Origin of the sequence: Tenacibaculum discolor (assembly GCF_003664185.1) — a bacterium.
GTDB classification, from domain to species: Bacteria; Bacteroidota; Bacteroidia; order Flavobacteriales; family Flavobacteriaceae; genus Polaribacter; species Polaribacter discolor.
The window spans coordinates 349,217-360,733 of the sequence record NZ_RCCS01000008.1; the positions used below are offsets into that span (position 1 = coordinate 349,217).

Consider the following 11,517-nt stretch of genomic DNA (forward strand, 5'->3'; position numbering starts at 1 on the left):
GATGGCAAAAAAAGAAGTAACGGTAGAAGAAAAATTAAGAGCGTTATACGATTTACAGTTAATCGATTCTAGAATTGACGAGATTAGAAACGTTCGCGGTGAATTACCTTTAGAAGTTGAAGATTTAGAAGATGAAGTTGCCGGATTAAACAAAAGACTTTCTAATTTAGCTGAGGATGTTAAAAATTTAGAAACTGATATTAGTAACAAAAAGTTAGCTATTGAAGAATCTAAAAACTTAATTACTAAGTACGAAGAACAACAAAAAAATGTTCGTAATAACCGTGAATTCGACTCTTTATCTAAAGAAATTGAGTATCAAGAATTAGAAATTCAATTATCTGAAAAGAGAATTAAAGAATACAAAGCTAAGATTTCTCAAAAGAAAGAGGTTATTGATAATACCAAAGAAAAATTAGCTCAACAAGAAGCACATTTAGCTCACAAAAAAGGTGAATTAGATGCTATCTTAAAGGAAACTGAAAAAGAAGAGCAATTATTAAAAGAAAAGTCTGAAGAATTTTCACAATCTATCGACAGACATTTATTAACTGCTTATAAAAGAATTAGAACTAAAGTAAGAAACGGATTAGCAGTTGTTGCTATTGAGCGTGGAGCTGCTGGAGGTTCTTTCTTTACTATTCCACCACAGGTACAATTAGAAATTGCTAACCGTAAGAAAATTACAATTGACGAGCACAGTGGTCGTATTTTAGTAGATCCAGCTTTAGCACAAGAAGAAAAAGAAAAAATTGACAGCTTATTTGCTTAATATTTTTCTTAAAACATATACAAAGCCTCCAAATTGGAGGCTTTTTTGTTGCTATAAGTTTTAATTCTAAAATTAGTAACAATTAAAAATCAAAGCCCCTCGCTTTTCACCTAACGTTACATTTTCGTATCTTGCATTCTGCTTATGATACAATTTATATTAAATAATCAGGTAATAAAAACTACAGCAAACGCTGGTATTACCTTACTCGACTTTATTCGAGAACATCAACAATTAAAAGGCACAAAAATAGGATGTCGTGAAGGCGATTGTGGAGCTTGTACTGTTTTAATTGGTGATTTAAAAGATAATAAACTTAGTTACCAAAGTATAACTTCTTGTATTTCTCCCTTAGGAAATGCTAACGGAAAGCATATTGTTACGGTAGAAGGAATTAATTTACCCAAAGAACTAAACACTGTTCAAAAAGCGATGACCGACAATTATGCTACTCAGTGTGGGTTTTGTACCCCTGGTTTTGTAGTTTCTATGACTGGTTATGCTCTTGACGACAAGCAAACAACCTCATGTAACGATGCTATTAGTGGAAATATTTGTCGTTGTACAGGTTATAAATCGATTGAAAAAGCAGGTTTTGAAATAGAACAAAAACTGCAACAAAAAGATAACAACCAGCAAATCGACTGGTTAATCAAGGAAGGTTTTATTCCTAATTATTTTGTAACTATTCCAGAAAAATTAGCTCAATTACAACCAAAAACCTTTGAAAAAACAGGTATAAAAGTAGCTAATGGAACCGATATATATGTACAGCATGCAGATAAAATGGCTGAAGAAGATGTACATTTATTAACCGATAAAAACGCTTTAAAAGAAATATCTTTTACTGAAGGGTTTTGTACACTGGGTGCTAATACAACCGTTACCGAAATTGCAGAAAGTAAACAACTGCAAACCCTTTTCCCTAAACTCAAGCAATTTTTAAAACTTGTTTCTTCTGAGCAAATCAGAAATATGGGAACTATTGGAGGTAACTTTGTAAACGCCTCACCTATTGGCGATATGTCTATTTTCTTTTTAGCATTAAACTCAACGTTAACCATTCAAAAAGAAGATGGAAACACGCGACAAATTCCGTTTCAAAAGTTTCATCAAGACTACAAAACATACGATTTACAAGAAGGCGAAATCTTACAGTCCATAACATTTAAAGTTCCTCAGGCAGAAGACAATTTTAATTTCGAAAAAGTAAGTAAACGAACACATTTAGACATTGCTAGTGTAAATTCCGCAGGAAGAATTACACTAAAAAATAATATAATTATAGATGCACATTTTTCTTTAGGAGGTGTAGCTGCAATTCCGAAGTATTTATACAAAACCAATGCCTTTTTAGTAGGAAAAGCAATCAATTCTGAAACGATAAAAGAAGCAGAAGCTATTTTACAATCAGAAATTTCTCCTATCAGCGACGTTCGTGGAGCTGCTGACTATAAGCGATTGTTGGCAAGACAGTTATTTTTTGCTCACTTTTTAGAGCTATTCCCTAACCAAGTTGAACTTAAAAAATTAATTGCCTAATGAAAACGATGAAGAACATAGACAGTTTTACACATGTTAGAGGAGAATCGTTATTTGTTGACGATTTAATGCTACGTCAAGACACCTTATTCGGATTGGTTTTTGATTCGCCAAAAGCACACGGAAAAATCAAATCGGTAGACTATTCTAAAGCCGAAGCATTAGACGGAGTTGTAAAAATATTTACCTATAAAGATGTTTTAGGAGAAAATCAAATTGGTGGTATTATTCCTGATGAACCTTTATGGGCAGAAGATGAAGTACATTTTTGGGGACAACCTATTGCTTTTATCGTAGCTAAAAGTGAAGCGATTGCTAAAAAAGCTCGAGCTTTAATTACCATAGATATTGAAGAGCTTCCTGTTATTACAACTGCTAAAGAAGCCAAAGAAAAAGGAAGTTTTATTAATGCTCCTCGCTCATTTAACTTAGGAAATACTCAAAACGCATTTAGCGAATGTGAATATGTGTTTGAGGGCGAAACTTTTTCTAACGGACAAGAACATTTATACCTCGAAACACAAGGTTGTTATGCAGTTCCGCAAGAAAACGGAAATATAAAAATTACTTCCTCTACGCAAGGACCTACTGCTGTACAAAAAACAGCTGCGAAAGTGTTGGGTATCCCAATGCATAAAATTGAGGTAGATGTAATTCGTTTAGGCGGTGGTTTTGGAGGAAAAGAAGACCAAGCTACTCCATGGGCGGTAATGGCTGCTGTTGCAGTACAACATTTGAATCGTCCGGTAAAATATATGCTGAATAGACATGATGATTTACGTATGACAGGAAAACGCCATCCGTATTCATCATTCTATAAAATAGGGTTAACAAAAGACCTAAAAATAAAAGCTTTTGAAGCAGAGTTCTTGCAAAACTCTGGTGCTGCAGCTGGTTTATCTCCTGCAATTGCAGAGAGAACTTTGTTTCATGCTACCAATAGTTACTTTGTTCCCAATGTACATACCACAGTGTATAGCTGTAAAACCAACTTACCACCTAACACGGCTTTTCGTGGATTTGGTGGTCCGCAAGGTATGTTTGTCATTGAAAGTGCTATTGCCGATGCCGCTGATAAAATAGGCATTAACAAAAGAGAAATTCAAGAAGCAAACCTATTAGCTGAAAATGATGAGTTTTCTTACGGGCAAATTGCTACTGAAGTACAAGCACAAAACTCATGGTTTAGTGCAAAAGAACAATATCAACTTGAAAAATTAGAGCAAGAAGTTGCCGATTTTAACAGTAAGAATGACCATTACAAAAAAGGTATTTCATTAATGCCTATCGCTTTTGGTATTTCGTTTACCAATACCCCAATGAATCATGCACGTGCATTGATACATATTTATCAAGATGGAAGTGTTGGCGTCTCTACAGCTGCCGTGGAAATGGGACAAAGTGTAAACACTAAAATGTTGCAAGTAGCACAAAGTGTTTTAGGTATTTCGGCAGATAGGGTTAAACTGGAAACAACTAACACTACGCGTGTTGCCAACACCTCACCTTCTGCTGCAAGTTCTACTGCCGACCTCAACGGAAAAGCAGTTGAAATGGCTTGTAATTCGTTAGTTGAACGACTAACAAAAGTTGCCGCTGACATGCTTTATTCCGAAGAAAAAAACATCTCCTTCAAAGAGAATTTTGTTTTTACAAATGATCATAAATCAGAGTTAACATGGGAAGCTTTAATTGCTGAAGCGATGCTGCGTCGTGTAGCATTGTCTGAAAATGCCCATTATGCTACTCCTGTAATTCATTTTGACAAGACCAAAGAAAAAGGACATCCGTTTGCCTACCATGTGTATGGTACTGCCATCACAACGGTTACTGTAGATTGTGTCCGTGGTAATTATGAAATTGACAGTGTAAAAATTGTACACGACTTTGGTAAAAGTATGAATATGGGAATTGATTTAGGGCAAGTTGAAGGTGCTTTAGCACAAGGAATCGGCTGGATGACCTTAGAGGAAATTGCCTATAATAATGATGGGCGCTTGCTTTCGAATGCGTTATCTACTTACAAGGTACCTGATATTTTTTCAGCTCCAAAAACAGTAGAAACCATTCCGTTAAAAACAGCAGGAAATCAAATGGCTATTAAAAAATCGAAAGCTGTTGGCGAACCTCCTTTAATGTATGGTATCGGAACATATTTTGCCATTCAACAAGCCGTTAAAGCCTTTAACCCTAATTATAAATTAAAATTCCACGCTCCTTTTACACCCGAAAAAGTATTAATGGGATTGTATGAAAAATAAAATGACATACACAATAAATGAATGTGTTTTTGATACGTTTCCTGAATTAGAAAGTGACAGACTTTTATTTAGTGAATATACAAAGACAGATGCTTCAGAATTATTTAATATTAGGACTCATCCAAAAGTTTGTGAGTATTTAGATTCTGACACGCCTCAATCTCCACAAGACATTGAAAAAAGAATAGAACTCATTCAACAAGCTTTTAAAGATAAAAACGGAATTACTTGGGCTATCATCAACAAGGAAAATAACAAACTTATTGGTGATTTTGGAATCTGGAAATTAGACAAACAAAATTTTAGAGGTGAAATAGGCTATGTGTTGAGCCCTGATTATTGGGGAAAAGGATATATGAAAGAAGCTATGAAAACCTTAATTCACTTTGCTTTTCATACCTTCAATCTTAATAGCTTAGAAGCTAATATAAATCCTAAAAACCAAAACTCAAGAAGTATTCTTTTAAAACTAGGGTTTAAAAAAGAAGCCTATTTTAGAGAGAACTATTTTTACAATGGGGTGTTTTTAGATAGCGAGATTTATTCGCTATTAAAATCAGATTTTAATTCAAAATAAATAAGAAGAGTATCAAACTACAATACACCAAACAAAATATATTTAGGGGTGCCTTAATTTATAGCATTGGAGATACCATTGCATCCCTTTTACTAAACGAGTTTTCCTTATACAGACTCCTCGGAATGGTATTTATTGGAGCTACCGTTTATGCTCTTGAAATCCCTAATTATTTTAATTGGATAGAGAGAAAAACAGCTAACAATAGCGGACTAAGAAGAACACTCGCAAAAACAATATTAGCCATTGCTTACTTTAATCCGCTTTGGATTTTTAGACATTTACTGTTTATCAAGTTATTTTCTGGAAATTTTGACCAAATAACTAGTAACTTATTCATTGTTGCTTGTTGGTCGTTTTTGGTAAACATCCCTATTTCGTTTATCGCTAATTTTATCATTCAAAATAAAGTAAAACTCGATTGGCGTTTTTTAGCAAGTGCTATATTCTCAGCTCTTATGGCTATTTATTATGCACTAAGCGAAACCATTTTTAATTAGACGTTTATGGAATTTTGGCAACAGTTATATACAAAACTTCAAAATAAGCAAAAGGTATACCTACTAACGGTAATTGAAAACCTTGGTAGTTCTCCTGGTCGAAAAGGTTTTAAAATGTTAATTACTGAAGATGGTTTTATTTACGGTTCTATAGGTGGTGGTGTTATGGAATTTGCGCTTGTTGAAGAAGCCAAACAACTATTACAACAAGAGAATCCACCAACGTTTAGCAAAAAACAAATTCATAAAGGAAATATCAAACATGGTTCGGGTATGATTTGTTCTGGTCAACAAACGGTTGCCTTTCATTGCTTAGACACTAAGTATCGCTCAATAATATCAACCATTATTTCTTCTTTACAGCAGGGTAAAAAAGGAACTTTACATTTATCTTCTACCCTATTTGATTTTACTCCTGATATTCTAGAAAGTCAGTTTGAGTATGACATCAACTCGAAAGAAGATTGGTATTTCAAAGAACATATCGGTTTTAAAGAAACCTTGTACATTGTTGGTGGTGGACATGTAGGTGTTGCTGTTTCTGAACTTTTTGTAAAGCTAGGTTTCTATGTTATTGTTTTTGATAATAGAGAAAACCTCAACACATTAGAAAACAACCAAACTGCTCATAAAAAACAGGTTATTGATTATAATGATATTGAAAACTACATAGAAGAATCTTCTTCAAGCTATGTAGCTATTATGACCAATAAATATACTGATGACAAGTTGGTATTGAGTAAGCTCCTTAAAAATAACTATCAATTTTTAGGTGTTTTGGGTAGCAAAGCAAAGTTGCAAACGATGTGGGAAGTTCTGCAAAACGAAGGATTTACTCAAGAAGAATTGAGTAAAGTACATGCACCTATTGGACTTTCTATAAAAAGTGAAACCCCTGAGGAAATAGCGGTAAGTATTGCGGCACAAATCATACAAATAAAAAACACTTAAACCGTATAAAGAGTAATGGATCAACCAAATGAATATAAAGACTTTTTAGCAAATGTTTTTAATCGTTATGCTACGGTGAGTGACGAGGCGATTTCTTCTTTGTTTTCAGCTGCAAAAGTGCACGATTTAAAAAAGGGAGCTACTTTATTACCCTTCGGAAAGGTGTCAAAACACATACACGTGCTATACAAAGGCGCAGTAGTTTCTTGCTTTTTACATAAAAACGGTACGGTATATCATAAAAACATCTTTTTATCAGGTAGTTTTATAGGTTCTGTAGTATCATCACTTACCAACACACCTTCTCAATTTTCTCTAGAAATTATAGAGGATTCTACAGTTATTAGCTTTCCGTATGATGTATACAGGCAACTTATTAGAGAAAACCAAGACTTGCAAAACTTCTATATTGCTTATCTTGAAAAAAACTGGGTAATTGACAAAGAGAAACGAGAAATTGACATTGTTTTAAAAGAAGCTAAAGAACGGTATCTCGATTTTGTAAACGCTAACCCTAATATAGAAAATAGAATACCATTACACTATATTGCCTCTCATTTAGGTATTACTCCCACTCAATTAAGCCGAATTCGTAAAAGCATTAAAAAAAGTATGTAGCAATCAACATATGTAAAGAAAAAGGTTTTATTTCCTTTCCATCTTTGCAGTATGAAAATATTCTTTATATACTTTTTGGCCTTTATTGGTGGAGTATCACTAGCTATTCAAGCAGGATTTAACACGCAACTAGGTACTATTGTAAAACAACCTGTTATTGCTGTTATAGCAACTTCTATAGCCAGCGCTATTTTTGGATGCTTATTTATATTTCTATTCAAAGAAGAAAGTATTCAACTAACTATAGCGCAACAAGTACCTTGGTATTTATGGTTTATTGGCGGACTTTTTAGCATGATTGGTATTTCTCTTTATTTTTACACCATACCAAAGCTAGGTATTTCAAAAATGATTGCTTTTGGTCTATGTGGTCAATTGGTTTTTTCGTTATTCGCAGGAAAATTTGGTTGGTTAAACTTGCCTGTTGAACCCATAACTACCAAAAAGTGTATTGGAATTGTTTTCATGGCAATTAGTATTATTTTAATCAACTCAAAATGAAAAAAGTAGTATCAAACATAAACAACTTAACCTCTTTATGGAAGTCTGCTGCGGCTCCATACCAAGGTTACCATAAAGAAACATTTTTTGAAAGCGCTCATATACAAAACGCTCAATGGCCTAATAGAATTTGGACCAACCTCTCTCCTTCTGAGAATCAGCTAAAGGAGATACAAAAGCAAATGATTAGTAAAGACAACCGTTATACATTTTCTTACTTTACACTTCCCAATCAAGAAAACAATATGGAGCTTGACGATAAACTCCAGTTAAAGTCAACTCAATACGGAATGAGTTTAGAACTAAAAGAAAAGTTTGAAACTCAAAGACACATCAATTTTAAAAGAGTAGAAAACACAGAAGAAGCTGATGTTTGGAGCAATGCCTTTTTTAAAGCTTTTGGTTACGAAATAAACACAGCAATCATTTTAAAAACCAAAGAAACCATACCCTACTATCTTGTTTCTTTTGAACAAGAACTTGTTGGAACCGTAATTTTATACACTACTAATACTGTTGCCGGCTTACATAGTTTGGGTATTATACCTGAAAAAAGAAAACAAGGTTTTGCTACCGAAATTATGCGCCAGACATTGAATAAAGCTATTGACAACAACTTATCCTTAGCTACATTACAAGCCTCTGAAATGGCAAAAGAAATGTATTTAAAATTAGGGTTTTCTTTAGACTTTTTAATGAAAAATTATGGTATTGTCAATCCTTCTTAAAAGTACAGCATATTAACACACATAACTTTTGAACTTGGTAAAAAAATAGTAGGTTTGAAGCTACTAATGAGAAAGGATGAATTATAAAGAAGTCTTTAAAACAATTGAGAAAACATACACTCCGCTATCTACTGAGTGTCAACAAGAATTAATTGCCAGTTCAAAAGTTTGTGTATATAAAAAAGGAGACATTGTTGTACGAGAAGGGCAATTCTCTAAAAAAGTCTTTTTCATTGTACAAGGATGTTCAAGAGCATATTACTTAAAAGATGGTAAAGACATTTCTGATTGGTTTACTTTCGAAAATCAGTTTATGGCTTCCATCGTTAGCTTTTTCAGCAATGAACCAAGTCCGCATTATGTTGAATTTATTGAAGATTCAACCGTTTTGGAATTTTCAAAAGATACGGTTGATAAGCTTTCTCAAAAGCATCACGACTTTGAACGCTTAATTAGTAAGATAGTCACTGAAACCATGTTAGGGCTTTGCGAACGATTATACACCATTCAATTCAACAAAGCAGAAGAAAGGTATAAACACCTGCTAAGTATTTATCCTTTTATAACCAACAGAATTCCCCTTACACATATTGCCTCTTATTTAGGAATAACTCTTGAAACGTTGAGCAGGATAAGAAACCCCAAAAAACGAATTTGATTTATATCAAATGATAAGCCTTCCATTTACAGCAATTTTGCTAACAAATACAATAACAATGGAAGATAACAACAAACAACAACTAAAGTCAATCTGGGGAAAATGGTGGGAACCTATTAGAAAGTGGTTTTATCCCGCTTGGTTAATCTACGAAACTTCAGTTCGGTTTTATGAGTATGCCTTGTCGGTTCATATTTACTTTAATAATCCGCAAAACAATATCGCTTCTTATATAGGAGAAGCTAGCTCCCAAATTTTAGGTATTTTTTGTAGCCTCAGCACTTTTGTAATTTGCACTGCCTTTTTAACAATACCTACCTGTTTTATACTGTATAAGTTTTTCAAAACAGAAAACTTAACAGGTTCTCAATTTGAAGCAACATTAAAACCTATTTTTTAAGATAAATGAAGAAAATACTCATTATAAACGGACACCCAGACAAGGAAAGTTTTAATTATGCCCTTTCTGAAGCTTATAAAACAGGTGCTAAGAAATCGACTGCTGAAATACAGGAAATCAACATCCGAGAATTAAACTTTAACCCTAACCTTCAATTTGGCTATCGAAAACGAACAGAACTTGAACCTGACTTATTAGAAGCACAAGAAAAACTAAAATGGGCAGATCATTTGGTGTTAGTGTATCCTGTTTGGTGGGGTTCTGTACCTGCAATTATGAAAGGTTTTTTAGATCGAGTTTTACTCCCTGGCTTTGCTTTTAATAAAAAAGAAAACTCTTTATGGTGGGATAAATGTTTTACAGGAAAAACAGCCAGAATAATTTGTACGTTAGATCAACCTGCTTGGTACTATAAGTGGATATATAGAAGCCCGAGTCATAATGCGATTAAAAAACTAACATTAAACTATATAGGAATAAAAAAAGTGCGAATTACTACTATTGGTCCTATAAAACTCTCAAAAGAAAAGTTTAGAAGTAAATGGTTGAAAAAAGTAGCAACTCTTGGAACATTGAACAAATAAAAAATAACTGTTATTTTTTATAAACTGTAACAATTTCGAATCTCATCTGTCATTGAAAAAAACAGAACTAATGAAACTAATTTTACAACTATTACTAATTACTTGTTTAATAGGTAAATCTTATGCTCAAAAAAATGACAAAAGTGTTTATAGTAAAACTGATGCCTATTTAGAAAGCACCATAGATAGCCTAAATATTATTGGGTTAAACTATGTAATACTTATTGATAATAAAGTAGTACACAAAAAATCATTTGGTTTAGCACATGCGCAACTTAAAGTACCTATGACTATAGATAAGTCTTTCCCTGTTGCTTCAATATCCAAATTATTCAGTTCAATTGCACTTCATAAATTATTAAGCATTCATAAACGAGATGTAAATGAAACTTTAGAAGATTTTCTTCCTAATAGAAACGACTTCCCTGAGTCTTGGAAAAAATTAACTCTCAAACAATTATTATCTCATACTTCTGGTATTCCAGACCAAATAGATTATCAAATCTATTTAGCTCCTGATAGTGAAAAAAGTGTTATTGACGCTCTAAGAGATAAACCATTTAGTTCTGAGCCAGGAACGGAGTCAAAATATAATGCAACAGGTTTTTTACTAGTTCGTGCTATAATTGAAAAATTAGCAAATCAGGACTTTGAATCCTATATGCAAACTGAATATTTCAACAAGTTCAATTTAAGTACAGCTAAGTACGGTGGGTTTAAAAAAGTTATTCCTAATAGGGTTACTTGTTACCAAAAAAGAAATGGGAGTTTAGAAATGTTTCCTCTAAATTATTCTTCTCCTATGTATGCTGGTGCTGGTTTAAATATCTCTATAAATGATTTAGTTAAATGGTTTCAAGCTATTCAGAAAGAAAAAATCATCACAAAAGAACAACTCGAAAAAGCTTGGACACCTGTAAAGTTAAAAAATGGAAAAGATGGCTATTTTGGATTAGGTTGGGAGTCTTACAGGCTTCAAGATGGTTATAGAATGGTTGGACATGGAGGAGCTGGTATTTCCTCTTTCAGACATTACTGGAATGAAAAAACCAATCAAAATGTTACAGTAATTTTGTTGACTAATGGTGCTTTAAATTGGACTATTAGACCAAATCAAATTAACTCACAAATTGCAACTATAATACTTGAAGGTGAGTAAAACACTTTGTGTAATACTATACATACTCTTGCTTCTTAAAACCAAAATTATACATTTAACATACTAACTAACATTTTTCTACACAATATGATATTTTATCTTTTTATTGTTTGGTATCACTCCCCTTAGGCGGGGAGCATCGTTCCCCTTAGGTGTATGGTATCACTTTCCTTAGGCTTCGTGTGTTGACCCGATTAGGCTTCGTGTGTTGACCCGATTAGGCTTCGTGTGTTGACCCGATTAGGCTTCGTGTGTTGACCCGATTA

General features: G+C 33.3%; 13 protein-coding genes. All 13 read left to right on the top strand.

The genetic code is table 11. The features are described from left to right. Position 1: 1 nt before the first annotated feature. The 13 genes from C8N27_RS12050 to C8N27_RS12110 all read left to right on the top strand — a co-directional run bounded on the left by C8N27_RS12050 (position 2) and on the right by C8N27_RS12110 (position 11,251). Positions 2-772 (top strand): zinc ribbon domain-containing protein, encoded by a 771-nt coding sequence (locus C8N27_RS12050; RefSeq protein WP_099213818.1) that lies wholly within the window; start codon positions 2-4, stop codon positions 770-772. A 144-nt stretch (positions 773-916) separates the two neighbouring features. Further along, the gene (locus tag C8N27_RS12055; protein WP_121147559.1) at positions 917-2,314 is read left to right on the top strand and encodes an FAD binding domain-containing protein; all 1,398 of its coding nucleotides are present in this window, start codon (positions 917-919) and stop codon (positions 2,312-2,314) included. Between the two features lie 8 nt (positions 2,315-2,322). Further along, positions 2,323-4,575: a xanthine dehydrogenase molybdopterin binding subunit gene (locus tag C8N27_RS12060; protein WP_121147586.1), complete on the top strand. Its 2,253-nt coding sequence runs from the start codon at positions 2,323-2,325 to the stop codon at positions 4,573-4,575. 1 nt (position 4,576) lies between these two features. After that, a complete protein-coding gene (locus C8N27_RS12065) occupies positions 4,577-5,152 on the top strand; it encodes a GNAT family N-acetyltransferase (RefSeq protein ID WP_121147588.1) in 576 nt (191 codons plus the stop codon). Between the two features lie 125 nt (positions 5,153-5,277). Further along, on the top strand, positions 5,278-5,652 hold the full coding sequence (locus C8N27_RS12070; protein ID WP_201796508.1) for a hypothetical protein: 375 nt from the start codon (positions 5,278-5,280) through the stop codon (positions 5,650-5,652). Positions 5,653-5,658: 6 nt separating this feature from the next. Further along, positions 5,659-6,603 (top strand): XdhC family protein, encoded by a 945-nt coding sequence (locus C8N27_RS12075; RefSeq protein ID WP_121147561.1) that lies wholly within the window; start codon positions 5,659-5,661, stop codon positions 6,601-6,603. A gap of 15 nt (positions 6,604-6,618) precedes the next feature. Next, a complete protein-coding gene (locus C8N27_RS12080; protein ID WP_121147562.1) occupies positions 6,619-7,221 on the top strand; it encodes a Crp/Fnr family transcriptional regulator in 603 nt (200 codons plus the stop codon). Between the two features lie 51 nt (positions 7,222-7,272). Further along, positions 7,273-7,722, top strand: a complete 450-nt coding sequence (locus C8N27_RS12085) for a DMT family transporter (protein ID WP_121147563.1) — start codon at positions 7,273-7,275, stop codon at positions 7,720-7,722. Then, positions 7,719-8,450 carry a GNAT family N-acetyltransferase gene (locus C8N27_RS12090; RefSeq protein ID WP_121147564.1) on the top strand — a complete coding sequence of 244 codons (732 nt, stop codon included), beginning with the start codon at positions 7,719-7,721 and terminating at the stop codon, positions 8,448-8,450. The genes C8N27_RS12085 and C8N27_RS12090 overlap by 4 nt, the downstream gene beginning before the upstream one ends. 76 nt (positions 8,451-8,526) lie before the next feature. Beyond that, a complete protein-coding gene (locus C8N27_RS12095; protein ID WP_121147565.1) occupies positions 8,527-9,108 on the top strand; it encodes a Crp/Fnr family transcriptional regulator in 582 nt (193 codons plus the stop codon). A 58-nt stretch (positions 9,109-9,166) separates the two neighbouring features. Continuing rightward, positions 9,167-9,508 carry a hypothetical protein gene (locus tag C8N27_RS12100; protein WP_121147566.1) on the top strand — a complete coding sequence of 114 codons (342 nt, stop codon included), beginning with the start codon at positions 9,167-9,169 and terminating at the stop codon, positions 9,506-9,508. Between the two features lie 5 nt (positions 9,509-9,513). Next, complete coding sequence (locus C8N27_RS12105; protein ID WP_121147567.1) at positions 9,514-10,092, top strand: NAD(P)H-dependent oxidoreductase; 579 nt, start codon at positions 9,514-9,516, stop codon at positions 10,090-10,092. A gap of 70 nt (positions 10,093-10,162) precedes the next feature. Then, positions 10,163-11,251, top strand: coding sequence for a serine hydrolase domain-containing protein (locus tag C8N27_RS12110; protein WP_147431731.1), 1,089 nt, complete (start codon positions 10,163-10,165; stop codon positions 11,249-11,251). Positions 11,252-11,517 lie beyond the last annotated feature (266 nt).